Consider the following 24921-nt stretch of genomic DNA (forward strand, 5'->3'; position numbering starts at 1 on the left):
CCAAGAAAAAATATATATTACAGATTTCAAAAAAATTCAGTTAAATCTTGTATATATTTAAAAATATGACATATTATATAAAACTGTACTACATGAATCACTAATGCTGTTACATATACCTAGCTTTATTTATGTGTTGCAAACCAAGTATTTAATTGATCCATAATGTCTTCCATCGCCTTCATGTTAGAGAATTTAGGCAACTCCACTAATAACGCCTGTTTTGGCATTGTTACATTAGCGCCTTTCTTTTGGAGAACAAATATACTTTTTGCATTTTTCTCGTTTTTAAACATGGAAACAGGAAGCTGTAATAACCCTTGAATAAAGCATGTTTCTTTAATAAATGCATGTAATTTTGGTGCCTGGTCACTTTCAAAAATGAAGTTTGGTACTAAGAAGAATAAGTACCCGCCCTCTTTCGTATGTTTCACACTTTGTTCAATAAATAAGTGATGGGCATATGACATTCCTTCATCTGCTTTTAATTTATATTCACTTGCACCGATTTCGTTTGGATAATAACCAACTGGCAAGTCTGAAACCACTGCATCAACTGGATCGATATAAAGTGGTGCTAGTCCATCTTGATGGAAGAATTCGATTGCATGCTTTTGTAAATTTGCATTTACTAAAGCAAGTTTAATTAGCACTTCATCCACTTCTACACCAAATCCACTCATTGTTAGTCCTTCTTTGGCGCTATTAAACACTGTAGTCATTAAGTTACCTGTTCCAATTGCAGGATCTAAAACTGTAATTTCATTTTGCCCTTGCATAAATTTATGGAATAAATAACTCATAAACATACCAACTGCATCAGGTGTCATTTCATGATTCGCTTGTACGCCTTCTTTCATTCCTTTTAAGATGGCTAACTGAAATGCTTTACGAATTTCTTCACCTTTATATGTTTCTTCATTAAACGTACTATATTCACGATTCAGCCTTTCAATTGCTGATTCGGATAATTCTTCTTGTAAAATCGCTCCCTCAAACAAGTTATCACCTGTCTCTACAAGCGCCTCTAAATATGTTACATCTAATTCTTTACGTAAAACTACCGCAGAAGAATCAAAAATAGAAAATAATGTTTCTACTGTCTGACTCACGTACATTCCTCCTTCTCTCTTTTACACATAACTTATATCATACCACAAAGTGTTTTTTTCCAAAAAGAAAAAGCGACCTCCTGTAAAGAGCTCCCTTTTAAGTTATATATGATATAACGTTTTTTCTCATATATCGATGCCGTTACAGAGCAATATATGAGAAAAAACGACCTCTTTATAAGAGGTCATTTCCTTCACATTACTTCGCAGATTTAGCTGCTTCTAATGCTGCTTCATAGTTTGGATGGCTTGTACCTTCGCTTACGTACTCTGCGTAAACTACTTTGTCGTTGCTATCTACTACGAATACTGCACGAGCAAGTAAACGAAGCTCTTTCATTACTAAGCCGTAAGCTTCACCGAATGAAAGGTCACGGTGGTCAGAAAGTGTTACAACATTTTCTAAACCGTTTGCTGCACACCAGCGTTTTTGAGCGAATGGTAAATCAGCGCTAATTGTTAATACTTTCGCGTTTTCAATACCTGCTGCATCTTGGTTAAAACGACGTGTTTGTGCATCACAAACACCTGTGTCGATTGAAGGTACAACACTAATTAATTTCACTTCGCCTTTGTATGTTTCTAAACTTACTGGAGATAAGTCGTTTGCTAATACTTGGAAGTTTGGCGCTTGATCGCCAACTTTAACTTCTGTTCCAACTAAAGTCATTGGATTACCTTTAAAAGTTACGTTTGCCACTTGAAAATCCTCCCTTATTTAAACAAAATATGTACAATGTAAATGATAGTTTGTCCCTATCGATAATGCAAATAAAATCGCTTTATTTACAAAAAAATTAAAGAAGCTAACCTATTGATTAGCTTCTTTATTCGTTAAATTTGAAATTCAGGATCATCTTCTTTTCGTTTATCCATCATTTCTTTCACTTTATCAACAGCTTGTGGAGCTAATTCAATTATTTTATCGATGACGTGTGTTTGTTTATCTAAGTGCAATACTTTCACACCATCTCCATTTATAACAAGAAAGGCAACAGGATTAATAGAAACTCCTCCACCACTTCCCCCGCCAAATGGATGGCGGCCTGAATGTTCTACTTTACCAAATTCACTTCCACCAGCAGCAAATCCAAAACTTACTTTCGAAACAGTAAGAATTACACTTCCATCTGCCGCTTTAATTGGGTCACCAACAATGGTATTTACATCAGTCATTTGTTTTAAATGCTGCATTGCGGTTGTCATTAAACCTTGAATTGGATGGTCCATTCTATATCCCCCCTATGCTTGAACAGATTTTTCTGTCATACCAGATCTTTGCTTCCTCATAAATATGAGCAATTTCACCGCTGTTTTTATAGTGCGGAATATCCGAAAAGATGCTGTTAACTCACATCTTGACGCAAATCCTTTCCCTTGAAAAACAGGAGTAATTTCAAATTCTGGTACATCGACAATATGCATATATTGTCCGACAACTCCAGCAGCCATACCTTTTGTCCCCCATGCATATCCAGTGACAATTCCAGTACTAGCTGCGTCGCCTGCTCCAATTTGTGTATGCCATTTCCAACCATTGATTTTCACTCGTTTGAGAAAATCTTTAACAATAGTATGAACTTCTTGAAGCTTTTTTATCAGTTCACCAATGCTGTCAAGTTGCGCCATAATTTTATTATCGAGTCCGCCGTCCTCTTCAGCTTTTTCGATTTTCTGTCCTGTCTTTTTCTGCTGTTTTTCAATTCTTTCCAACACATCAAATGTATATCGAATCATCCATATTTTCACTTGAAGCAAACATTGCTTTTCCATTTCTGAATATAAAAATGTCACCTTAAGCTTTATTTTCGACAATAGTATAAACAAAATAAAAAGAAGAAGAATTATTATTCCAATTACGAACCACTTCATACGTATCATCCTTTCACTCCGTACCCATTATCGACAACTTTATTCATCATTAAACAGGGTTCTATAAGATTGAATATAAAAATTTTTCTAAAAATAAAAAGGTATTTTGACAATTTATATCGAAATATATTATTTGAACATATCATCAGGGAACGGACTCTAATGATATGTAGCACGAAAAACAGAAAATTTAACTGCAGTGGAGGGATACATAATGGCAGATCGTCGCAATTTATTTTTCTTTTATGGTGATGACAAAGCAACGCTCGTTGAAAAAATGAAACCAATCTATCGTATTTTAGAAGAGAATGGATTTACCATATTAGATCATCCAAAAAATGCAAACGCTATCGTCAGTGTTGGAGATGATGCAACCTTCTTACAAGCCGTTCGTAAAACTGGTTTTAGAGAAGATTGTTTATACGCAGGGATTTCTACGAAAGATGAAATTTCTTTCTACTGCGATTTCCATATTGATCACGTTGATACAGCCCTTCAAGAAATTACAAAAAATGAAATTGAAGTGCGTAAATATCCAACAATTCAGGTAGATGTAGATGGCAGTACATCTTTCCATTGTTTAAATGAGTTCTCATTACGTTCTAGCATTATTAAAACATTCGTTGTAGATGTTCACGTTGATGATTTATATTTCGAAACTTTTAGAGGGGACGGTTTAGTAGTTTCTACCCCAACAGGAAGTACTGCTTACAATAAATCATTGCATGGTGCAGTTGTTGACCCGCTTATCCCATGTTTCCAAGTAAGCGAACTAGCATCTTTAAACAACAACACTTACCGTACGCTCGGTTCACCTTTCATTTTAAATCACGAACGTACATTAACTTTAAAACTAAGACCAGACGGTAACGATTATCCTGTTATCGGCATGGATAACGAAGCGCTTAGTATTAAACAAGTGGAAAAAGCTGTTGTACGCTTAAGCGATAAACAAATTAAAACAGTTAAATTAAAAAACAACTCTTTCTGGGAAAAAGTACAGAGAACGTTTTTATAGGATTAAAATAACCGCAGAATTATGGAATTCCATAATTCTGCGGTTATTTATTTACCCCGATTGGCGCGGACAATAATCTCTTACTATCCGGCCGTTATTCTTGTCAGTTTTTGTCGGTAAGTCGATATATTCCGATAATCGCTCATATATTTTTACGCATCTTTTCTATAGACAACTTGGCCATCTATTACGGTCATTTCTACTTCTACTTCTTTTATTTCTTCTGCCTCAATTTCAAACATATTGCGGTCTAATATTGTAAAGTCTGCTTCATATCCTTTTGTAATTTGCCCTCGCTTCGCTTCTTTTCCAATTGCATAGGCACTTCCTGTTGTAAATAAAGAAACAGCCTCATATACCGTTAATCTTTCCTCAGGCATATAGCATACACCGTCAATAAAACTTCTACGTGTAACAGCGCTATATATGCCTAAAAACGGATTCACTTGTTCAATAGGAGCATCTGAACCACCGTTGCAGTGTAATCCTGCTTCCAGTAACGTCTTCCAAGCGTACGCATAACGAAGACGGCGCTCTCCTAGTTTTTCAATGACTGACGGAAAATCTGATGAAAGGAAGACTGGCTGTATATCTATAATGGCTTGCAAGTTTTTCATTCTTTCAATTAACTCCTCACGAGCAAGCTGACAATGAATAATGCGATCACGTAACCCTTTTGCTGGTGGATATAATTCGAGTGCATCAATGACATATTCAAGCGATAAGTCACCGATAGTATGAATCGCAACTGGCATATGTAAATCTCGTGCTTTCTTCACTAATTCTGCAAGTTCTTCACGTGAGAAAATCGCAACCCCATTCGTTTCCTTCGCATCTTCATACGGTTCACTTAATAATGCTGTTCTTCCGCCAAAAGAACCGTCAGAGAAAATTTTCATTGCCCCAAATTCAATATAATGTTCATTTTCATATTCTTTTCGTTCATGTGCTACTTCATGGTGAACGAGCAAATGGGCTTTAAATGGCATTTCTTTTATAACGTGAGAAAACGCATTATATGTTTTTCTAAAACCACCATAATAATTTAAATCTTCCGTATGCCCGCCAACGAGTCCGTATTTCCAGCAATCTTTAATCGCTGTTTGCAGAGCTCTTTGTAAATAAGCTTCATCAATTTCTGGCTGAACATGTTTAATTAATTCTTGCCCTTGTTCATATAAAAGTCCTGTTAACTTATTTGATGAATCCCTGCCAATTTTCCCGCCTTTTGGATCTTCTGTCGCTTCTGTTATATTCACTTCTTGCAGTATGTATGAATTCACCCATGTAACGTGACGACAAACTCTCTTTAATAAAATAGGATGGTCTTTCGAAATTTCATCTAAATCACGCGCGTGAACATCTTTCGTATCTGTAAAGTTATTTTCATTCCATCCTTCTCCAATAATCCAAGAGCCCTTTGGAGCTTCTTCCACTCGCTTCTGAACAAGAGCCAGTACTTCGCTATAAGATGTACAATTTGATAAATCTAGACGGAGTAATCTCTCTCCATGCCCAATAAGATGCATATGGCTATCAACGAGACCTGGGATCATTGTTTTTCCTTTTAGGTCATGTAACTTTACGTTTGAATATCTGCTTTCTAATTCTCCCTTATTACCAGCATCAACAATTATGCCGTTTTCAACGTAAACAGCGTCCACTTTTTCATTTTCTTCTCTCATTGTGTAAATGGTGCCGCCATACCAAATTTCTCCCATATATCCCATCTCCTTTATTTTTTATTGTATAAAAAAAAGCACCATTTCAAAACATGGTGCTTTTCTAAAAATTACTTTTGTTCAGTAGTAGACGTTGTAACTTGCCATTCAATATTAAATTTATCTTTTACTTGTCCGTATGCTGGGCTCCAGAATGTTTCTTGAAGTGGCATGATAACTTCTCCACCTTCTTGTAACTTATCGAATACTTCTTTTGCTTTTTCTGCATTACTAATTTGAATTGCGATTGTTACTTGAGATCCGATTGCATGTCCTTGACCTGGGAATGTATCAGAAATCATAAGATCCGTATTACCAACTTTTAAAGTAGCGTGTAAAACACGCTCTTTCGCTTCAGCTGGAATCGGGTATTCTGGATTTTCAGGCATGTCACCAAAAGTTTGCATGACTTCTACTTTTGCATCTAAAGCCTCTTTATAAAACTGTACAGCTTCTTGCCCACTACCATCTAAAACTAAGTACGGATTAATCCCTAAAATCATACGGACACCTCTTTTTTAAGTTTATAAAATCGAACTTGTGTTCGTTTTTATATTATCATTGTTTTGCATTTCATTCAACTATTTACTTCACTGTTTTCAAAATTATTTTGACGGAATCTCCATCTCTTGTTTTCTAAGTTCAATACGGCGAATTTTTCCAGAAATCGTTTTTGGTAGTTCATCTACAAATTCAATTTTGCGAGGGTATTTATATGGTGCAGTGAGTTCTTTGACGTGTTGTTGGAGTGTTGGAATTAATGTTTCTTCGTTCTTTTCTATATTCTCTCTTAATACGATAAATGCCTTCACGACACTTCCACGAATTTCATCAGGACTTGCGACAACTGCACATTCTCTTACGTAAGGATGTTTTACAAGTGCATCCTCTACTTCAAACGGCCCGATTGTATAACCAGAGCTAATAATGATATCATCACCGCGCCCTTCAAACCAGAAGTAGCCGTCTTCATCTTTCTTCGCTTTATCACCTGTAATATAATAATCACCGCGGAATTGCATCGCTGTACGTTCATCGTCTTTGTAATATTGTTTAAAGAGGGCCGGCGTTTCAATGTGAACTGCAATATCACCAACTTCGCCTACTTTAACTGGAGTACCTTCCTCATTTACGATATCGACGTGGTTACCTGGCGTTGGTTTCCCCATTGAACCTGGTCTAATATCCATCCCTTTCATTACACCAACAAGTAATGTATTTTCCGTTTGCCCATAGCCGTCTCTCACTGTAATATGAAAGTGCTTTTGGAACGTTCCAATCACTTCTCTATTTAACGGCTCACCTGCTGATACAGCGCTATGTAATGCCTCTAAATTGTACTGGCTTAAATCTTCTACCTTTGCCATTAATCTATACTCAGTCGGTGTACAACAAAGTACATTTACCTTATTATCGTCTAATAAGTTCAGGTACGTTTTCGGTTCAAACTTACCGTGATATACAAACCCTGTTGCCCCTGATCCTAGCGTTGCTAAAAACGGGCTCCAAATCCACTTTTGCCAGCCTGGACTAGCTGTTGCCCATACAATATCATTCTCTTCAATTCCGAGCCAATTTGGAGCGCTCGTACGTAAATGAGCGTATGCCCACGCATGTGTATGAACGACACCTTTTGGATTTCCTGTCGTTCCTGACGTGTAAGATAAAAAGACCATATCTTCTTTATCTGTCTTCGCCATTTCTAACCTGTCACTCTCTGTTTCTAACGCTGTTTTTAAATTAATCCATCCATCTACTGACTGCTCGCTCAGGACAAATTTTCGAAGAGATTCCATCGCTTCTATATCATCAAACTGCCTAATATACGGCTCATAGCTTACTATCGCTTTTACTTCTCCATGTCCAATTCGATATTCTATATCTTTTTTACGTAACATTTCCGAGCTTGGAATTACGACAAATCCTGCTTTAATAGCAGCAATATACGTCATGTACGCTTCAATTAAACGCGGCATCATAATAAGAAGCTTGTCCCCTTTTTGCAAACCACTTTTTATAAAAGCGTTTCCAATTTTATTCGCACCTTGCATTAATTCAGCGTATGTAACTTCCCTTCGATTCCCTTTATCATCTTGCCAAATTAAAGCTAATTTCCCTTTATCACCCGTATATTTCTCTATTTCAGAAACTAAATTATAAGACGGTGGCGCCAACAATTCTTCTCGCTTCATAAAATATCCTCCCTTTTCTTTATGCCTCCTTTATATAATAAAGAATTTTCTGTTAATTTTGAACCCTCTTCTTTTGACAAATTTTTCAGTTCTGTCGAATTACTAAATGAAATTACATCAACTTACCGACAAATGGCAACACAAAAAAGAAAGAGCGGGAGAACCCGCTCTTTCTAAGCCATCATATGGGATTATTTTTGGTAACCGCCTAATTGTTGCTCAGCTAGTGAAACTAGACGTTTAGTGATTTCACCACCAACAGAACCGTTAGCGCGAGCTGTTGCATCAGCTCCAAGTTGAACACCAAACTCTTGAGCGATTTCGTATTTCATTTGGTCTAATGCTGATTCAGCACCAGGAACCGCTAATTTATTTGTGCTACGTGACATGTTATATCACCTCCTTGTGAGTATAGAGTGTGATAAATAACATGACTTCATACACGTTTTAGATATGGTAATTTATGGTTTAGAAAAGTTCTTCAAATTTTTCTTCTTCCGCCACTACTTCTATCGTTTGTAATACCATTGTTTCTTTGTTCGCTACAGCTTCATCGATTAATGGTGTGAAATCGTATTTCGCTTCAAAACGATTTGCTTTTTCACGTTTCGGCTTCGTCGCTGGGCTTGCTGGTGTAAATACAGTACAGCAATCTTCATATGGACGAATTGAAATATCATACGTGCCGATTTCTTCAGCGATTTTAATAATCTCTAATTTATCCATCGTAATAAGCGGACGAATAACTGGGTAGTTTGTTACTTCGTTAATCGTATGCATACTATCTAACGTTTGGCTTGCTACTTGCCCAAGACTTTCACCAGTCGTAATTGCAAGTGCGTTACGCTCCTCAGCAATACGTTCTGTAATACGCATCATCATACGGCGCATAACCGTCATTGAATAGCTAGATGGGATTTCTTTATTAATCGTTTTTTGCACTTCTGTAAACGGAACAAGGTGAAGCGTTACTCGTTTACAATACTTCGTTAACTCTTGCGCTAAATCGATTACTTTTTGTTTTGCACGCTCACTTGTGAAAGGTGGACTATGGAAGTGAACTGCTTCCACAGATACGCCGCGTTTCATCGTTAAGTAAGCTGCTACTGGGCTATCAATACCACCAGAAAGAAGTACCATTACTTTTCCGCCAACGCCAACTGGTAAACCGCCAGCTCCCATACGCTCATCACACATAATGTAGCTATAACCACTGCGAATTTCTACACGTACATTTACATCTGGATTATGAACATCTACAGTAATATCTTCTGTATTTTCTAGAATGTGTCCACCAATCTCAGGTAATAATTCCATCGTTCTCATTGGGAAATGCTTATAAGAACGGTGTACAGTAATTTTAAATGTTTTCACATCGCCTTTTACTTGTAAGAAAGCTGCTAATGCACCTTCTTTAATGTCTTCTAATTCTGATGGTACTTTCATCGCTAAGTTAAATTTATGAATGCCAAATACATCTTTCAATCTTTCAGATACCGCTTCATGATCTTCGCCATTTAACTGGATGTACATACGGTCATGTGTTGCATCGATTTTAATATTTGGGAATTTTTTCAGTTTGAACTTCACGTTATCTTTTAATGTGCTTACAAATTTAGAACGGTTCTTACCTTTTGTCGTCATTTCTCCATAACGCACTAAAATATATTCATATTTCAACATAATTTCTTTACCTCATCACTTCATATAATTTTGGCATCGTCTCTTTTACAATACCTTCAAATTGTTTTACTTCTTCCATTGTGTTTTCTGGTGCCAAACTAATACGAATAGCGCTTGCAGCTGCTGCATGCGGCACTCCCATTGACACTAACACTCTGCTCACTTCATTTGCTTTTGAAGAACAAGCAGATTTCGTTGACACATATACACCGTGTTCTTCTAAAGCATGAACGACTACTTCTGGTTTTAAACCAACAAATGATACATTTAAAATGTGCGGTGCTGCATATGCAAGCGACGTGTTAATCGTTACATCTTCCATCTCTTTAAAGAAACGAACAAGCTCTGCTTGTAAACTTTGCAAATGAGCTACCTTTTCTTTCACTTGTTCCATTGTCATGCGAAGTGCTTTCACCATCGCTACAATGCCAGGTAAATTCTCTGTACCAGAGCGATACTTAAGCTCTTGTTGACCACCTGATAAAATCGGATCTAATCTTACGCCATCGCGTACATAAAGAAGACCTGTTCCTTTTACACTGTGGAATTTATGTCCAGATATTGAGCAAAGATCAATATGAGAAGCATATAAATCAAGCGGTACTTTTCCTATCCCTTGTACATGATCTACATGGAATCTTATTTTCGGATGATTCGATAATAACGTTCCAATTTCAGCAACGGGTTGAATTGCTCCGGTTTCGTTGTTCACATGAATAATTGACACAAGAATCGTATCTTCACGAAGCGCTCGTTTCACATCTTCTACCGATACAACACCATGCTCGTTAACCGGTAAATATGTTACATCAAACCCGAGTTCTTCTAATTGCTTATATGCTTCAAACACAGACGCGTGTTCAATATTTGTTGTAATGATATGTTTGCCACGCGAACGATTCCTCATCGCTATCCCTTTAATCGCAAGGTTATTTCCTTCCGTTCCACCTGATGTAAAAATAATTTCAGAAGGTTTAACACGAAGAAGCTGCGCTGCAATCGTTCTTGATTGTGTTAATAGACGCTCTGCCTCTCCTCCAAGCGAATGAATAGAAGAAGGATTACCAAAATATTTCCCAGCAACCGTCACGTACGATTGAAGAGCTTCTGGATATGGCTTCGTCGTCGCACTATTATCAAAATAGATCATCGTTCTTCCCCTTTCAGCGCTATCACATCGTATAATCATATCATAAATACGTGTCATTACGCTAAGACTACGCAAAGGTTCCGTTTTATCTCGATTGGTGAAGGCTAATAATTGGCGAGGATGCCCTCCCATTACAGTTTCACTTTATCCCGCGTTAACGGGCAATAAGACTCTCACCTCAAAATCCAGTTAGAGCAAAGAAGTTAGATGGGAGATTAACTGCCCGTAAATGTCCGATTGGTGAAGGCTAGTAATCAGTGGGGATGAATCCTCCCACCGATTACAGTTTCACTTTATTTTGAAACGAATAACCTTGCTGTATTCCGCTATTCATTATAGCAACATCGCCTGCAAAATTACATAAAAAAACAAACCCTTTTATGAAAGGGTTTGTTCATTGTCTACATATTCAGCTATTTTTTGAACAACGCCAGGTTCAAGTTGCTCTAATACTGAAGCCGCTTGTTCTAAAGCTGCATCGTATTGGTATTCACGGAATAATTTCTCAGCATAATTTAAACTTTCTGCTAGGTTTTCATCATGACTACGGTAACGGTTACCGTACTGAATTAATTTTTCCACTAAATACGCTTGTCCAATTAACTCTTCTGTCATTTCAGCCACACCGTTCACAGTTGTATATGCTTCTTCTAAACTGCTATTTACAGCGTTCATATTTAACGGCTTCACTTCTAATTGTTCATATACAGCTTGCATTGCCATTTGCCCTCTTTTTAAATCTTCCATAATACTCTCTGGAAGACCTGGCAAATTCGACTTTTGCATAAAGCGTTTCGTTTCGAAAATAGTATTTCGCATTTCTTGTAACTTCTCACGTGCTTCAAATTCTTCTTTGCGCATCGTTTGCAGCATTTCTTTATATTCTGCATGAAGTACTTTTAACGTTTCACATTGCTCATAAACCTCTTCTAGTTCCTCGCGAATAATAGAGAAGGCAATATCTTGTTCTGCAACGCGTAATTGTAGCATTTCAAAACGTTTCGTTAAAATGTGCATTTGCTTTTCAATTACTTTTTGAGACTCAATGTCTTTATCTTGTAACTGATAGCTTTGTTTCACAAGTTGTGTTTCTGTTTTCGTTTCAATCGTTTCGATGCGCATTTCTTCTAAATCATCATAAACAGAAAGTGTTTTTTGCTCCACATAATGTCTCGCATGTACTTCTTGTTCCAGTTGATCGTAGAAGCCATCTAAACGTGTTTTTAAGTTTTCTACTTTTTCAGCCGCTTCTGTTATATGAAGCTCCTGTATATCCATTAAACATGTTTGTAGTTGTTTCGTCATATCACGAACTTCTTTAGGGACTTCCAAATAATCTAATACATAACCTTGTCTTACCATATCATTGTGTCCGTGTAATAAATCTTCCAGCTGAACTGGTAACGTCGCTTGACACTCTACCAATAAATCTGGAATTTGGTGAATAATGATTTCTAAATCTGCTAAACCTTCTTCCAAACTAATAACAATTTCTCTCGCTTTTAAATAGTCGCCATTGTTTGTCGCTTCTTCAAAGGTTTTAAATTTCTCAGATTCAGCGTCTAGCATCTCTTCGATTTTCTGCTCTGCTGCTCCATACATATGTCTATGAGCAAGAACACTCTTTTTCATACTACGATATGTATCACGTAACCCTTCAATTTCCGAGCTATTTTTCTCATGGCTTTCTAACAATTGCTGTAATTCATTTAAAATGTCCGTAATACGATTATCAGCGTCATCTAAACCACTTATGGATTCGTTCATCGCATGCTTTGCTTTTCGGAAGGAGAATTGCGAGGCGAATTTTCGCGCTTGCGCTAAATCTTTGTCAGCTTTCGGAAGGGTTGTTGATACAATTTCATCCCATTCTTCACGCCATTTACCAAACAGTTCTTCTGTTTGACCCGTCATGTTTAAATCTTTTACCCGTTTTAGTTCATCTGCCACAGGTTTATCTTTTATCTCTTGTTTCCACTGCTCCAGTGCTTCAATATCTTTATATGAACGATTTCTTATCACAAGCTCTATCATGAGCAGCACTAGAATAGAGCTTACTACAATGATAACGATCGTCAGGATAGAATCCATGCAAAAAAGCCTCCTAGTTATATCTCTTTTTTTGTCCGTTCCGTTTATGAAATGGAAGGCATTATGTATAAAAAGGGAATTCCCCTATATTTAACAACTAACAATGTACTAATCATACCATGTAATGGTTTGTTTTTGACCTAGTTTTTTTAAAAATTTCATGTTCCTTTCAATGTGATTGTAATCTTTCTCAATATTCCGCCTACGTCACTACCTATCCTCAAATGATTGTAATAACAAACAATCTTTCGTATGGGATACGAAATAAATTTTCCGCATGAGTGGTGGTTCAACAGAAATTACATGTACATTTCCTTGCCTTACAGACTGCTCTACTGCCCTTTCTGGAAGTAACGTGATACCAAGGCCAGCTTTTACCATTGCAAGCATCGGTTCTGCGTAAGATGTTTCCACAGCTATAGTTGGTTTTACACCTATTTCATGAAACATGTTCATAATCATTTTCCTTACATCACATATTTCTGGATATACAATTAATTTTTCATTGTGCAGCTCTTCTATTTGAATGACTATCTTCTCTTTGTACGGATGATTATTTGAAACGGCACAAACAATTTTCTCTTGTTGCACTTCTTTTATATACGTAGCACCTTCTACTACTGAATCGATGAACATCGCGTCAATCTCCCGCGCTTTAAATAACTCTCTTAATACTTCCGTATGTCCGATTTGCCATTCCACTTCGAACTCATCACCTAATATATCTTTACATTCTGATATGTAATACTCCGCTAAACTCGGTAGTATACCCATTGAAAACTTCCGGTTCTCTTGATACCCCCTCATTTCTGTTTTCACTTCATTTATTTGCTCCAAAATTGGTAACATTCTTTTTATAAATAACTCTCCTGCCTCCGTTAACTCTACTCCTTGCGCAGAACGTTTAAGTAAAGTAACCTCTAAATCCGCTTCTAACTTTTGAATTTGTTTACTAAGCGCTGGTTGAGATATATGTAAAATCTTACTTGCCTTTGATAAACTTCGCGTATGCTTCACTTCAATAAACGATCGTACTGCCTCCAAATCCATTGTACACACCTCTAACAAAAAGTTATAACCGTTATAAGAAATCGATATTTCCTCCTATAAACAATTACTCTTTATACTTATTTCATCAACTTACTATAACGAAATGTAAAGGGGAAAGATACTCTTGAACAAAAAACAAATGCTACTCGGATCCTTTCTATGCTTACTCGCCGTCACTGCCTGGGGATTTATGTTTCCTGTAATGGCAAATGCTCTGCAATTTATCGATCCATTCTTCTTCACAACGCTTCGCTATGGATCAGCAGCTATTATTTTTCTTATTTTGCTATTAATTACTGAAGGAAAGACTTCACTCCGCTTAGAAAAAAGAACACTTTCTCTATTCTTTTACGGGACAGTCGGTTTCGCGGGGTATGGTTTTCTCGTTTTCTACGGACAACAACTTGCCGGACCTTCCGGAGCAATCCATGCAGCTATGATTCAATCCCTTATGCCACTGATTGCCTTATCACTGCAATGGATAACGAAAAATCGCCGCCCACAAAACTATACATTCCTTTGTATGTTCGTTGCATTACTTGGTGTTATGCTTGTCATTTCAAAAGGAAATATTGAATTATTATTTGGAGCTGCAAGCCACTTATCGACAAATATATTGATGCTATGCGGCGTTACTTGCTGGGTCATTTATACAAACGGGGGTGCTCGTTTTCAATCTTGGTCACCACTTAGGTACACGACATTAACTTGTTTATTTGGCTCCATTTCACTCATCGTTATTGTTACTTTCTTAACGTACACAAATATAGTTACTATACCGTCACTGCGTACAGTTGTGAGCGTTCGTTTTGAGCTCTTTTATATGTCGATTATCGCAGGCGTTATCGCTGTATTTTGCTGGAATATGGGAAATCGCTATATTTCATCTATTAACGGCATATTATTTATGAATTTAGTTCCTATCCTTGCACTAATCGGTTCTATCTTTCGAGGTTATACAGTGGATAAAATTGAAATCGCTGGAGCTGCATTAACAATTATCGCGCTATTATGTAACAATTTATGGCAAAGAAAAGTAAACATAAAAATCCCCACCTCAGTTCGTTAGGTGGGGATTCTTCACATATGAACAGCTCTTGGCCATTCATGGTACATATTCGCTTTACATAATGCTTGTTCCATCCATTGCTCAATCTCTTTCGTATACATTTCTATGAAAAATGTCTCAGACGGGAAAGAATGGAGTACTTCTGATATATATTGTGGATATAAAAACGGCATACTTATCATACCTTTTAATTGCGTCATAAACATTGTAAATGATACTTTCTGAAATTCTTGTTTCATTTGTCCTTGTCTAATCATTTGTTCTATATAATATCTTTCTTTAGAAAAATAAACGGTCATCACTTCACGAATTAATGTCGTATCAAGCGAAAGCTCTCGGTAGAAGAAACGTGTTAGTTCTCTATTTTCAAATTGATATCGTAAAATCCCGCGCACCATTTGCACCATTACATCTTTAGCCGACAAATACTCTCTCTGTTCAAACGACATTTCAATCACATGAATATATCCTTCTAAAAAATCAGTAATAAGCTGTTCTAATAAACCTTGCTTCCCAGCAAAATAATATGAAATATTCGCTACATTCACATCCGCTCGCTTTGCAATGTCTCGCACTGACGTTCCATCATAACCTTTCGTATTAAACAACGATATTGCCGCATCAATTACTTTTTGTTTCGTCTGCTTCATGCGCTCACTTCCCTTCACTGAACAGCTATAGTTTAAATTTCTTGACTTTTAAGACAAATTCCTTTAATTTTCTATCGACAAAGTCATGTGAAATACATCGTATTTTGCTAATATTTTACACATCTCGATAAAAAAGGAGCTGTTTCCATGTTTACTAAAGAAAGTTATGCAGGATCTCGCGTGCAGCAATATGAGACAGTAATTAAACAACTGGATGCGTTATTAACTGGCGAATCAAACGTAGTCGCAAACTTATCAAATGCGTCCGCATTATTAAACCAATTTTTAGATCGCGTTAATTGGGTTGGCTTTTACGTAACAGAAGGAACTCAGCTTGTTCTTGGACCATTCCAAGGAATGCCTGCTTGCGTGCGCATTCCATTTGGACGAGGCGTTTGCGGCGTTGCAGCTGAAACGAAAACAACGCAGCTTGTAGCAGACGTTCACCAATTCCCAGGTCACATCGCTTGCGATAGTGCTTCTAATTCAGAAATCGTTGTACCGATTGTGAAAGAAGGAGCTGTCATTGGTGTACTTGACATTGATAGTCCTGAAAAGAATCGTTTCGATGAAGTAGATCAGCGCTATTTAGAAAAGTTTGTGGAAACACTCCTAAAACATATGTAAAAAGAAAAGAGCGAGTTATCGATTTAGTACGTCCTGTACAAAACCGATAGCTCACTCTTTTTTATTGATTAACAGTAGATATTTTCTTTAATGCCTGCTCTAAATCAGAAACGATATCCTCCCACGATTCTAAACCGACCGATAAGCGTATTAAATTATCAAAAATGCCCATTTCTTTTCTTAGTTCCGCTGGAATCGCAGCGTGCGTCATCGTTGCTGGATGCTGAATTAATGTTTCTGTATCTCCTAAACTCACCGCAATTGTAATAAAGTGAAGATCATTAATAAACGCTTGTGTCTCTTCTTTTCCGCCTTTTACTGAAAAAGAAATAACACCGCCCCCGTGTTTCATTTGACGAGATGCTAACTCTCCTTCTGGATACCAAACATCTTCTACCGCATCATGTTTTCTTAAGAACGATACAATTTTTTCTGCATTATCACAATGACGGTCCATTCTTACTGCTAACGTCTTTAACCCGCGTAATAATAACCACGCATCAAACGGCGCCATAATACCGCCGATATCTTTTCGCATCGGGCGAATCTTTTCAGCTAATGCTTTCGTTTTACAAATTGTTACACCCGCTACAACGTCACCGTGACCACCAATATATTTTGTCGCACTATGCACAACAGCGTCACAGCCAAGCTCAAGCGGTCTTTGTAAATAAGGTGAACAAAATGTATTATCAACAATAACAAGTAAACCTTTTCGCTTCGCAACCTGAATCACTTGTTTTAAATCAATTAATTTCATTGTCGGATTAATCGGTGTTTCAACGAAAATAAGCTTTGTATTTGGACGAATTTTATTTTCAATATCAACCTCTGTCTCCATATCACAAAACGAATGCGTAATCATAAATTTTTCTTCTAACACTTCTAAAAAACCGTACGTACACCCATATAATCCATTTGAACAAATAATATGATCTCCAGCCTTTAAAAAACCAATTAAAGTTGCTGAAATAGCTGCCATACCAGATCCGAAGGCAAGCGCCTCTTCTCCTCCTTCTAACACCGCCATACGTTCTTCAAATAATTTCACAGTTGGATTTCCAAGCCGTGAGTAAATATAAGACGGATCCACTCCCGCAAAACTCGCCTCTCCTTGCTGCGCAGTCTCAAATGTAAATGTAGAAGTTTGAAATAAAGGTGGTGTTAAACTTCCTTTATGTTCCTCAGGTATATAACCGTGGTGAATTAACGCTGTCTCCATATGCTTCTTTTTCATAAAAACATCCCCCTTATGTTTTTATTGCCGCATATTCATCCATAAAAATTTGATGAACGTTTTCCTTCATTTTATGTAAGCGTTTTATTTGTGTTTCTATCTCTTCTTCTATATTGTTTTAAATTCCTTCTTATATTAATTCCCAAAATTTTTATGCATAAAACAAAAACGTACTCGCTTGACGAAACTCTGGGTAAAAGATATAATAGCGTTTGTGTAAAATAAAAAGGCAGCCTTGTAATGTGAGTTTATCGTTTGTATTTTGTTCCTCTACGGAGGTGTATCTCGTAACTCCCTGCTGCTGGAGCGAAGGTACATGAAAACAAAATGCCCGTAAATATCGATTACGTCTGTTTTTATTTTACGTAAATAAAAACATTTTTAAAGGAGGAGTCAACTATGGCTCGTTATACAGGTCCAGCTTGGAAACTGTCTCGTCGTCTTGGAATCTCTCTAAGCGGCACAGGAAAAGAATTAGAAAAACGCCCTTACGCACCAGGTCCTCACGGTCCTAACCAACGTAAGAAACTTTCAGAATACGGTTTACAATTACAAGAGAAACAAAAACTTCGTCACATGTACGGCATGACTGAGCGTCAATTCCGTCGCACATTTGACCAAGCAGGTAAAATGCCTGGTAAGCACGGCGAAAACTTCATGATCCTTCTTGAAGCTCGTCTTGACAACTTAGTTTACCGTATGGGCTTAGCTCGCACTCGTCGTGCAGCTCGCCAATTAGTAAACCACGGTCACATCATGGTTGATGGCGCTCGCGTAGATATCCCATCTTACCGTGTAAAACCTGGTCAAACTATCAGCGTTCGCGAAAAATCTAACAGCCTTGTTGTTGTTAAAGAAGCGATCGAAGTTAACAACTTCGTACCAGAATACTTAACTTTCGATGCTGACAAATTAGAAGCTACTTACACTCGTCACGCTGAGCGTTCTGAGTTACCAGCTGAAATCAACGAAGCATTAATCGTAGAGTTCTACTCTCGTTAATCTCGGTACTCTGCAAAGAGTAGTATTAAAAGCCTTAGGAACCTTGTTTATCAAGGGGCCTGGGCTTTTTTTTATTTATCACTAATAATGCAAAATAAAGCATTACAAAGTATGCACCTGGGGCTAAGTGGGGCTAGTTTGGGACAAAAAATATAATGGCTGGCGTGTGTATAGAAATGGATAAGTGCAAAAAACAGATGATAAAAGGAGTTACTTGTTTTGAAAGAAAAATTCAACAAGATTCCTCTTCATGTACAAGACTTTCAAAAATTAAAAATGTTATTAGACGAATTAGTACAAGATGAAATAATGTTCATAGAAGGTCTTTCTAAGTATTCTTTAGATATTTCTTCTAAAAAATCTAAAGTCACCATTAACCTTAGAAGCGAATTTTCCCCCGATCCATACTTGGCGATTACTGCTATAAACATTACACCAAGTAATCAAGGTAAGGGAAGTATTGTTCTTGAATGGTTTAAAACATTCGCTAAAGAAAAAGGATTTGAACGATTAGTATTACAAGAAGTTATAACTGAAGAAGGTTACCACTTTGCATTAAAAAATGGTTTCTCAAAAAAACTTAATCCATTCGAGGAAATATTTAGAAAGCCCAATAGTACTGACGGAAATTATGAACTACATTTATAAAGATTAAAAAGTGAACGAATATTTTCGGTAGGCGTTCACTTTTTTACTTGGCTAATTATTTAATATATTCGGTTCTTTCCACGTTCAATCGCATATACATCTAATACATAATAAAGAGCACACCCGATTGAATGTGACTACATTAATTCTTCAATTAATTTATTTTCTTCTTCAATATATTTATCAATCAGAATCCATATTGACTTCATATTTTTATAAGATGCTCTCTCGAAATTTGATTTTTCTTCATCATTCGATGAATCTAAAAAAGAAGCCCACCAGGTAATATATTCATTACAGTTTATCCTTAAATCTTTTGTAAACTTATTTTTTCTATCTAAGTTAATCCAAATAAATATTTTATGATTTAACAATTCAAATTTTATTTTTTGCTTTTCTTTTTCATCAGTTTCCACACTACACCTTCTACCCAAATCAAGAACTTTTGTAATGTGTTCGAATAAATCATTTTGCATTCTTCTTTTCTCAGATAATTCTACAGCTATCCTACGATCTTTTTCTTTGTTTTCATTTAAGGTTCTAGCGTTATAAATTGATACAACTAATGTAGCTAATGAAAAAATTGATGTAATAATTAGTGCTATATTCACTTTGGTCCCTCCTTATGCTCTAAATCACCATTATTACATAAGGTTATTACGATGTACAAGGACTATGCATTATCACGATAATTTTCATGATATTTATGTAAATCCCCCTTTTATTTAAAATATTGGTGAATTTGTTTGAAGTTATATTAATACCCCTAAAAAAAGCGCAAAAAGAATCTACTTATAATTAAATTCCCCCCTCTTTTCAAAATAACGTAATAAAAATCAGATTATCTTCAAATACCAAATTTCTTTCATACGTCAAATATTAAATTCCAAACCTAGCCACTTCAAATGCTGATAATGGTAAAATATCCTATATAAATACAATTTATGATGGTGGTAAATTTTCTTTATTAGGAGGAGAGGAAAATGGCAGTAACAATGAAAGAAGCTTACTCGACAATTTTGAATGAAAAGGTTTCAGCGCAAGAAATAGATGAACCTGTAAATAAGCATTTAAAACAAGAATTAGAATGTGAAGTTTGTAGAATACCTGTGGCGCATCGCACAAGACATATGAGAAATGAAGTAGAAATTCCAGCGCTTTTTTACCGAAAAGGCGGCATAAACCACGAGGAATTCTGTTCATACAATACACTCGGTCAGATTAAAGTTATCGCACGTGATTCCGATGATGACATTTTAAAAAGTGTAGAGGATAAAACTTTTTTATTTCGCTTAAATATGATCCATGAGCCTTTAGAAGAATTGAAAAATCAAACTACAAAGCCAAAGAATGATCAAAACAAGGCACTGAATAAAAAAGATAGAACTTATCATTCTAGCGGGAGCTTAAACTCATACTTATCAACCATGAAAAAGATAATTGAGTTACGGAATATTCTAGAAAAACAAACCGAACTACACTCTATTATTGAAATTGAAATGCATGGAAAAAGAATAAAGTGGAGTGATTTTTATTATGAACCTGACCGTTATATACAATCGTGCAATTACGTCAAACAACTAAAATGGGAAAACAGACATCCCATTTGTATAGAAGGCATTGTAGACAGCGTGCGATATATAGAAATGTCAGGGAAATATGCTATAAACCTTCGTTGGGGAAAAAAAGGAATTAGTAGTAATGGTATAGAGCAAATTCCTTCACCCTCTATTTACTTCGATTCTGAAACACTTTCGCCAGAAGATATAAACCCCGGACAGCATATTGCTGTATGCGCAGTATGTACATATCGAATGACAGGCGGAAAAGTTAGACAATTTATGAATACAAATGCCCATTTATATCACAAAAACCAGCTTGTAATTTTATCTGATTAATAAAAGTTCAAACTATTTTTAATCCTACTATTTTTCATTTCCAACTTTCAAACTCACATTATATGCTATAGAAATGTGAGTTTATTTTTTTATGTCACCTGTCATTTTGAATATGGATAAGTTCGCTTTGAGGTATATTACTACCTCTAATAAACTCATTGCAATGTAACATTTACAGTTCTCTCCTTAAATTGGTATCATTTACTTATTAAAGGGGAGAGATTTTTGAGTTTAAATATGTATCTAGGGGAAGTACATACCCAAACACAAAGTATGAATGCTGTATGTACCGCTACCATTCAAGGTATGGAACAAGCTATTCAGTCGATTGATGCTTTTGCAATTGATACTGTTCTACAAGGACAAACATATAGCAGTGCAAAATCATTTTTTGTACAAACCTTTCGACCTTTGGCACAAGGAATCATTTATTTGTGTGAAGAATTAATTCGTCAGAATGATGCTTTTCCAAATCAATTTCAATCACAAGTCGCTTCTACAGATGTAATTGAACAAGAGATATTAGAACAAATTCGGGAAATTGACCGAATGATAGCAAGTACAGAAGCGCTCAACCAAACTATGCCGATCCCAGGTATGGACGCTATGGTAAATCTTTTTACTGTCATGAGGCAAAAACTGCAAGAAAAATTAGAACATCTCTATGAATTTAATTATACTTCTAGTAATAATTATGATACTGCACTCCAACTAGCCGCTAGCATTGCGACAGGTTTGGCGGAAGTTCAAAGTGGAAAAGGTTTTAGTCCTGCAAGTGGTACATTTAGTACGCAAGGGTTGAATATGGAGTGGACGGGTCCTATTCAAGCAATTACAGCAAGTAAAGCACAAATTGAAAAAGCAATTGCTTTACGAGAACAAGAAGCCAATAGACCATGGTATGAAAAAACAGCTATCAGTACTTGGGAATTTATGAAAGAATTTTTTCAAGGCGCTGGCAGCGCGGCTTTCGAAAGCGTTATTGGACTAGAATCACCTGATAATGATGAATTAGAAAGCAAGTTAACTTATCAAGCGGGAAGGTTCACGGGAAATGTTATAGCAGGAGCGGCTTCCATTATAGAAATTCTAGAAGGCCTTACCGTCATAGGCGGCTCTAATTTTTTAACTCTAGTCGCAACAGTAGGAACTGGTGGATTAGCATCACCAATTGCTATTACGTTTGATGCAGCTGCTACAACGGCTGGAGTTAGTCTTGTTGGACATGGTGTATTTGTTGGGCGTAATGCAATTCAAAATGGTAAGGATACTCTTCAAAAGTTCCACTCTTCTTCTAATGGGACTAGTGGTAGAATAAAGGAGAAAGCCGATGCTAACAACCTTCAAAAATCCCAGTCTTCTAGCGAGGTTGGTAATAGTGTTAAGAATACAGAAAAAATACGGATTGTTGATGGAAAAAAACAATATAATGTAAACGGAAAATGGTTAACAGATAAACAATTTTCAGCTCTTCGCCAGAAAGCTGTTCGCCACGCATGGAGACAAGAGAAAGAATTAATTAAAAAAACTGGAAAAGGAACGAGAGATTGGACCCCTGCAGAAAAACTAGAGTTATTACAAACAGGAAAAGTGAAAGGCTACGAGGGACAGCATATGAAATCTGCTAATGAATATCCTGATTTTGCTGGTGAACCAGATAACATTCAATTTTTAAAGGGAAGGAATATGGATGTAAACGAACATCTTGACGCCCATCGTGGGAATTATCACAATCCTACAAATGGCTACTATACTCCTAAGAATGATAGTATGACTGACTTTGGAGACGTTGCGCCTTGGAAACATGAATAGAGGGAGATGGTTTTATGCTAAGAAAATATTATTCAAAAAACAATCATTTACAACCATTTTTTGAGGAAGTTAATAAATATGTAGATGGTATTCACAACCTAAATAATGGAATCAGCTTAGAAGATATAACAAGCCTTCAAAATGAACTTAACATTCAAATTCCTGATATATATAAAGATTTTCTCCAAGTGTGTAATGGTGGAGAATTATTTATACCTGGAACAGTCCTGTCAGAAATTCATACAGCTGCTGGGGGCCCAAAACAGCGTGGTGGCTCCTATCTAAATGATTCGTTTAAAAAAGAACGAAGACCGACAAAGATGCCAGACACGTATTTAATCATCGCAGATTTAAACTATGGTGACTCGATATGTATAGACTTAGAATCAAGCAATGGATACGATGCAACGGTAATACAATGGGATAGGGAGACTCACAGCGTTTCTAGATCATGGAATGGTTTGGTGGAATGGTTAATGGATACCTTAGACGAAGGATCATTACTAGTAGATTATGATGGTAATGAAAAAGATTTAGACTTTTAACATGAATAGTAAAAGTGGAGCCACAAGAATTAATTCCTATCTATTCATAATTTCATATTCAAGAAAGACAATGTTATTTTAAATATAAAAAAAAGAAAATCCGACTCACAAGAGCCGGATTTCTTCATTTAACTAAAATTTATACCGTTCTATTCGATTTCGAACGTTTAATTGAGCAGGATAGACTAACAACACCTCATTGGAAAAAACTCGCTCTAAGACAAAAAGAGATAATGAGTATTTGATAAAAGGCGAGATACCAAAAGACTATTTCAAAATTCATGAATAAGAGGGTGCAAATATGAAATTATACTTTAAAGATACTGAAATAGGTGAAATCAGAGACATTTTTGCAGAAACACCATGGATGTATGGAACAATACATTTAAATGATAATAGTAAACCCTATCAAGAATATTTTCGTGAAATGGTAGACGAAGACAGTACTTTTGGCTTTGAAAGTATTGACCCTGAATTTCTAGACGATGAAAATTGGTCCGTTTTCGATGAAAACGAAGAGAAGTATTTAGGAATCGGCATTCCAGCAATCCACATTGAAGATACCACGATTGCATGGCGATGGAGATAAAAATCACACAAAGAAGAACGCCTGATTACTATTTAAACTAACGTTTACGCTAGCTTTTCCTTTGTTTCGAATCAAATATCATGGAAAAGGAATATTTGATTTTACTGGTGAAAATATTATAACTAAGATACTTCAAAATGAACTGTATCAAGCAAATTATACATTTGTAAAGACTTCAATTTCACGTACGAAAAAAGAAACAAATTCAGGGGAAATTTTGAGACGTATTTGAAAGAAATGAAAGGTAAATATGCTATTAGGATTAGATTTAGGGAGGAATAATTGATGGCATATGATTTAGAACTTGAAATAAAAGAGGTACTTGAGAAAATTAACTTTGTAGAAAGATATAAAGCTTTATCAGAAAAATTTTCTAATAGTGAAAATACATTTGAAAACTATGAAAATGAAAAAGTATTTGAAGTATTCGAGACTCTTGGCTATAAAGCTCGTTACAATAAAAAAGCAGACTTTTTTATTGTAGGTGAAGTAAAAAACAAAGATAGCTACGCCTTTAGATTTAACATCAGTTTAAAATATGGTGTTGCTGAATTAATTTGGGAAGCATGGCATAATGATGAAGTTAGAGTTGGAGACCCTTGGGACGTATTTATAAGATTGTTATCAAATGACATGGGAAAAGTACCCGTGTTATATTTCCACAGTTACGATGAACTCAAAGAAATCATGAAAATTGCCTTTGAAATGTACGAAGATTTTAAGCGAGAATTGATTCCTATTTATTCATAATGTAAAAAGCTACCGAAGACACCAAAACAGTTACTTCGAGTAGCTTTTATTTATATATATTAAAGTTATTTATTTTCCTCTTTTTGAACATATACATAAGCATCTTTCTGCTCTTTATGTATATCAACCTTCGAATTCTCTGCAAGTTGACCCGCGTTTAGCAAAGAAAAAATAATCAATGCTTCTAGTGACATTTCGTTTTACC

Annotated in this window: 26 protein-coding genes; 10 read left to right on the forward strand and 16 right to left on the reverse strand. The window is 36.1% G+C overall.

All coding sequences use genetic code 11. The features are described 5' to 3' along the window. Window positions 1-125: 125 nt before the first annotated feature. The 4 genes from MKY21_RS23295 to MKY21_RS23310 all read right to left on the reverse strand — a co-directional run bounded on the left by MKY21_RS23295 (window position 126) and on the right by MKY21_RS23310 (window position 2993). The gene (locus MKY21_RS23295) at window positions 126-1112 is read right to left on the reverse strand and encodes a class I SAM-dependent methyltransferase (protein WP_000084367.1); all 987 of its coding nucleotides are present in this window, start codon (window positions 1110-1112) and stop codon (window positions 126-128) included. Between the two features lie 199 nt (window positions 1113-1311). Beyond that, entirely contained in the window at window positions 1312-1812 is a 501-nt protein-coding gene (gene tpx / locus MKY21_RS23300) for a thiol peroxidase (RefSeq protein ID WP_000024525.1), read from the reverse strand. A 134-nt stretch (window positions 1813-1946) separates the two neighbouring features. Next, window positions 1947-2342, reverse strand: coding sequence for a GerW family sporulation protein (gene ytfJ, locus MKY21_RS23305; protein WP_000350003.1), 396 nt, complete (start codon window positions 2340-2342; stop codon window positions 1947-1949). Between the two features lie 12 nt (window positions 2343-2354). Beyond that, complete coding sequence (locus MKY21_RS23310; protein WP_002098024.1) at window positions 2355-2993, reverse strand: DUF2953 domain-containing protein; 639 nt, start codon at window positions 2991-2993, stop codon at window positions 2355-2357. Between the two features lie 205 nt (window positions 2994-3198). On the opposite strand from MKY21_RS23310, the gene MKY21_RS23315 reads away from it, so the two are divergent. Then, entirely contained in the window at window positions 3199-4002 is an 804-nt protein-coding gene (locus MKY21_RS23315; RefSeq protein ID WP_000785177.1) for an NAD kinase, read from the forward strand. 152 nt (window positions 4003-4154) lie between these two features. Here MKY21_RS23315 and MKY21_RS23320 read toward each other — a convergent pair whose 3' ends face one another. From MKY21_RS23320 to MKY21_RS23355, 8 genes are all read right to left on the reverse strand, one after another. Next, window positions 4155-5723 (reverse strand): amidohydrolase, encoded by a 1569-nt coding sequence (locus MKY21_RS23320; RefSeq protein WP_074625555.1) that lies wholly within the window; start codon window positions 5721-5723, stop codon window positions 4155-4157. A gap of 71 nt (window positions 5724-5794) precedes the next feature. Beyond that, window positions 5795-6226 (reverse strand): VOC family protein, encoded by a 432-nt coding sequence (locus tag MKY21_RS23325; RefSeq protein ID WP_000600350.1) that lies wholly within the window; start codon window positions 6224-6226, stop codon window positions 5795-5797. 102 nt (window positions 6227-6328) lie between these two features. Beyond that, the gene (gene mbcS, locus MKY21_RS23330; RefSeq protein WP_000817770.1) at window positions 6329-7915 is read right to left on the reverse strand and encodes an acyl-CoA synthetase MbcS; all 1587 of its coding nucleotides are present in this window, start codon (window positions 7913-7915) and stop codon (window positions 6329-6331) included. Between the two features lie 191 nt (window positions 7916-8106). Further along, on the reverse strand, window positions 8107-8304 hold the full coding sequence (locus tag MKY21_RS23335) for an alpha/beta-type small acid-soluble spore protein (protein ID WP_000091640.1): 198 nt from the start codon (window positions 8302-8304) through the stop codon (window positions 8107-8109). A gap of 79 nt (window positions 8305-8383) precedes the next feature. Continuing rightward, entirely contained in the window at window positions 8384-9598 is a 1215-nt protein-coding gene (thiI, locus tag MKY21_RS23340; RefSeq protein WP_000922336.1) for a tRNA uracil 4-sulfurtransferase ThiI, read from the reverse strand. 7 nt (window positions 9599-9605) lie between these two features. Then, complete coding sequence (locus tag MKY21_RS23345) at window positions 9606-10748, reverse strand: cysteine desulfurase family protein (RefSeq protein ID WP_000638992.1); 1143 nt, start codon at window positions 10746-10748, stop codon at window positions 9606-9608. Between the two features lie 378 nt (window positions 10749-11126). Continuing rightward, window positions 11127-12839 carry a septation ring formation regulator EzrA gene (gene ezrA, locus MKY21_RS23350; protein WP_000377305.1) on the reverse strand — a complete coding sequence of 571 codons (1713 nt, stop codon included), beginning with the start codon at window positions 12837-12839 and terminating at the stop codon, window positions 11127-11129. A 210-nt stretch (window positions 12840-13049) separates the two neighbouring features. Next, entirely contained in the window at window positions 13050-13889 is an 840-nt protein-coding gene (locus MKY21_RS23355) for a LysR family transcriptional regulator (RefSeq protein ID WP_000362537.1), read from the reverse strand. Between the two features lie 124 nt (window positions 13890-14013). On the opposite strand from MKY21_RS23355, the gene MKY21_RS23360 reads away from it, so the two are divergent. After that, complete coding sequence (locus tag MKY21_RS23360) at window positions 14014-14958, forward strand: DMT family transporter (RefSeq protein ID WP_001986680.1); 945 nt, start codon at window positions 14014-14016, stop codon at window positions 14956-14958. Between the two features lie 11 nt (window positions 14959-14969). Here MKY21_RS23360 and refZ read toward each other — a convergent pair whose 3' ends face one another. Beyond that, window positions 14970-15608, reverse strand: coding sequence for a forespore capture DNA-binding protein RefZ (gene refZ / locus MKY21_RS23365; RefSeq protein WP_000814923.1), 639 nt, complete (start codon window positions 15606-15608; stop codon window positions 14970-14972). Between the two features lie 147 nt (window positions 15609-15755). Between refZ and MKY21_RS23370 the strand changes: the two genes are divergently transcribed. Beyond that, entirely contained in the window at window positions 15756-16235 is a 480-nt protein-coding gene (locus tag MKY21_RS23370; RefSeq protein WP_000494342.1) for a GAF domain-containing protein, read from the forward strand. A gap of 61 nt (window positions 16236-16296) precedes the next feature. On the opposite strand, the gene megL is transcribed toward MKY21_RS23370, so the two are convergent. After that, the gene (gene megL / locus MKY21_RS23375) at window positions 16297-17472 is read right to left on the reverse strand and encodes a methionine gamma-lyase (protein ID WP_000726558.1); all 1176 of its coding nucleotides are present in this window, start codon (window positions 17470-17472) and stop codon (window positions 16297-16299) included. A gap of 399 nt (window positions 17473-17871) precedes the next feature. Between megL and rpsD the strand changes: the two genes are divergently transcribed. Both rpsD and MKY21_RS23385 read left to right on the forward strand, forming a co-directional pair. Further along, on the forward strand, window positions 17872-18474 hold the full coding sequence (gene rpsD / locus MKY21_RS23380; protein WP_000135317.1) for a 30S ribosomal protein S4: 603 nt from the start codon (window positions 17872-17874) through the stop codon (window positions 18472-18474). 219 nt (window positions 18475-18693) lie between these two features. Then, on the forward strand, window positions 18694-19122 hold the full coding sequence (locus MKY21_RS23385) for an N-acetyltransferase (protein WP_267377572.1): 429 nt from the start codon (window positions 18694-18696) through the stop codon (window positions 19120-19122). 137 nt (window positions 19123-19259) lie between these two features. Here MKY21_RS23385 and MKY21_RS23390 read toward each other — a convergent pair whose 3' ends face one another. Next, entirely contained in the window at window positions 19260-19733 is a 474-nt protein-coding gene (locus MKY21_RS23390; RefSeq protein WP_076875956.1) for a hypothetical protein, read from the reverse strand. 372 nt (window positions 19734-20105) lie between these two features. Between MKY21_RS23390 and MKY21_RS23395 the strand changes: the two genes are divergently transcribed. The 5 genes from MKY21_RS23395 to MKY21_RS23415 all read left to right on the forward strand — a co-directional run bounded on the left by MKY21_RS23395 (window position 20106) and on the right by MKY21_RS23415 (window position 24716). Then, entirely contained in the window at window positions 20106-21020 is a 915-nt protein-coding gene (locus tag MKY21_RS23395; RefSeq protein WP_076875957.1) for a hypothetical protein, read from the forward strand. A gap of 225 nt (window positions 21021-21245) precedes the next feature. Continuing rightward, window positions 21246-22832: a T7SS effector LXG polymorphic toxin gene (locus MKY21_RS23400; RefSeq protein WP_341077463.1), complete on the forward strand. Its 1587-nt coding sequence runs from the start codon at window positions 21246-21248 to the stop codon at window positions 22830-22832. 14 nt (window positions 22833-22846) lie between these two features. Next, window positions 22847-23377, forward strand: a complete 531-nt coding sequence (locus tag MKY21_RS23405) for an SMI1/KNR4 family protein (RefSeq protein WP_076875959.1) — start codon at window positions 22847-22849, stop codon at window positions 23375-23377. 301 nt (window positions 23378-23678) lie between these two features. Then, window positions 23679-23966 (forward strand): hypothetical protein, encoded by a 288-nt coding sequence (locus tag MKY21_RS23410; RefSeq protein WP_000780767.1) that lies wholly within the window; start codon window positions 23679-23681, stop codon window positions 23964-23966. A gap of 285 nt (window positions 23967-24251) precedes the next feature. Beyond that, window positions 24252-24716: a hypothetical protein gene (locus tag MKY21_RS23415; RefSeq protein ID WP_065703043.1), complete on the forward strand. Its 465-nt coding sequence runs from the start codon at window positions 24252-24254 to the stop codon at window positions 24714-24716. 65 nt (window positions 24717-24781) lie between these two features. Here MKY21_RS23415 and MKY21_RS23420 read toward each other — a convergent pair whose 3' ends face one another. Next, window positions 24782-24910: a hypothetical protein gene (locus MKY21_RS23420; RefSeq protein WP_000050940.1), complete on the reverse strand. Its 129-nt coding sequence runs from the start codon at window positions 24908-24910 to the stop codon at window positions 24782-24784. Between the last annotated feature and the right edge of the window lie 11 nt (window positions 24911-24921).

Source organism: Bacillus sp. FSL R9-9497 (assembly GCF_038005805.1).
Taxonomy (GTDB): Bacteria; Bacillota; Bacilli; order Bacillales; family Bacillaceae_G; genus Bacillus_A; species Bacillus_A cereus.

What these genes read in the sequence shown, in the direction of transcription:
- MKY21_RS23415 (WP_065703043.1), top strand. Translation starts at nt 24,252, where the DNA reads ATGGCATATGATTTAGAACTTGAAATAAAAGAGGTACTTGAGAAAATT.
- MKY21_RS23395 (WP_076875957.1), top strand. Translation starts at nt 20,106, where the DNA reads ATGGCAGTAACAATGAAAGAAGCTTACTCGACAATTTTGAATGAAAAG.
- rpsD (WP_000135317.1), top strand. Translation starts at nt 17,872, where the DNA reads ATGGCTCGTTATACAGGTCCAGCTTGGAAACTGTCTCGTCGTCTTGGA.
- MKY21_RS23310 (WP_002098024.1), bottom strand. Translation starts at nt 2,993, where the DNA reads ATGATACGTATGAAGTGGTTCGTAATTGGAATAATAATTCTTCTTCTT.
- MKY21_RS23345 (WP_000638992.1), bottom strand. Translation starts at nt 10,748, where the DNA reads ATGATCTATTTTGATAATAGTGCGACGACGAAGCCATATCCAGAAGCT.
- refZ (WP_000814923.1), bottom strand. Translation starts at nt 15,608, where the DNA reads ATGAAGCAGACGAAACAAAAAGTAATTGATGCGGCAATATCGTTGTTT.
- MKY21_RS23325 (WP_000600350.1), bottom strand. Translation starts at nt 6,226, where the DNA reads ATGATTTTAGGGATTAATCCGTACTTAGTTTTAGATGGTAGTGGGCAA.
- ytfJ (WP_000350003.1), bottom strand. Translation starts at nt 2,342, where the DNA reads ATGGACCATCCAATTCAAGGTTTAATGACAACCGCAATGCAGCATTTA.
- MKY21_RS23355 (WP_000362537.1), bottom strand. Translation starts at nt 13,889, where the DNA reads ATGGATTTGGAGGCAGTACGATCGTTTATTGAAGTGAAGCATACGCGA.
- MKY21_RS23410 (WP_000780767.1), top strand. Translation starts at nt 23,679, where the DNA reads ATGAAATTATACTTTAAAGATACTGAAATAGGTGAAATCAGAGACATT.
- megL (WP_000726558.1), bottom strand. Translation starts at nt 17,472, where the DNA reads ATGAAAAAGAAGCATATGGAGACAGCGTTAATTCACCACGGTTATATA.
- MKY21_RS23420 (WP_000050940.1), bottom strand. Translation starts at nt 24,910, where the DNA reads ATGTCACTAGAAGCATTGATTATTTTTTCTTTGCTAAACGCGGGTCAA.
- MKY21_RS23405 (WP_076875959.1), top strand. Translation starts at nt 22,847, where the DNA reads ATGCTAAGAAAATATTATTCAAAAAACAATCATTTACAACCATTTTTT.
- MKY21_RS23335 (WP_000091640.1), bottom strand. Translation starts at nt 8,304, where the DNA reads ATGTCACGTAGCACAAATAAATTAGCGGTTCCTGGTGCTGAATCAGCA.
- ezrA (WP_000377305.1), bottom strand. Translation starts at nt 12,839, where the DNA reads ATGGATTCTATCCTGACGATCGTTATCATTGTAGTAAGCTCTATTCTA.
- MKY21_RS23315 (WP_000785177.1), top strand. Translation starts at nt 3,199, where the DNA reads ATGGCAGATCGTCGCAATTTATTTTTCTTTTATGGTGATGACAAAGCA.
- MKY21_RS23320 (WP_074625555.1), bottom strand. Translation starts at nt 5,723, where the DNA reads ATGGGAGAAATTTGGTATGGCGGCACCATTTACACAATGAGAGAAGAA.
- thiI (WP_000922336.1), bottom strand. Translation starts at nt 9,598, where the DNA reads ATGTTGAAATATGAATATATTTTAGTGCGTTATGGAGAAATGACGACA.
- MKY21_RS23370 (WP_000494342.1), top strand. Translation starts at nt 15,756, where the DNA reads ATGTTTACTAAAGAAAGTTATGCAGGATCTCGCGTGCAGCAATATGAG.
- mbcS (WP_000817770.1), bottom strand. Translation starts at nt 7,915, where the DNA reads ATGAAGCGAGAAGAATTGTTGGCGCCACCGTCTTATAATTTAGTTTCT.